This window comes from Acinetobacter sp. B51(2017) (assembly GCF_003711395.1).
Taxonomy (GTDB): Bacteria; Pseudomonadota; Gammaproteobacteria; order Pseudomonadales; family Moraxellaceae; genus Acinetobacter.
Genome location: NZ_PJRJ01000113.1, coordinates 1 through 207 on the forward strand (window position 1 = coordinate 1; position 207 = coordinate 207).

The 207-nt window shown below is 50.2% G+C and carries 1 protein-coding gene; it reads right to left on the bottom strand.

The window, feature by feature from the left end:
- The coding region (locus tag CYK47_RS15385; RefSeq protein WP_213072444.1) for a GA-like domain-containing protein at positions 1-194 on the bottom strand (194 nt) is incomplete at its 3' end.
- Positions 195-207 lie beyond the last annotated feature (13 nt).

The window sequence follows — 207 nt, forward strand, 5'->3', positions numbered from 1 at the left end:
GCTTTCGCTTGTTGTGCATCTGCAAGGGCTTGAGTTAAGTCATCAACTTCTGCTTGGGTCACAGCATCATCTGCAAGGGTATCTGCAAGAGCTTGTTCTGCTGCTGCATATGCTGCTTCTGCTTCTGCTACAAGGTCTTCAACTGCTGCAAGTTCATCCGCATCTGGCGTACCGTTTTCGTTGGTATCGTTCACCGCTGGGATCACG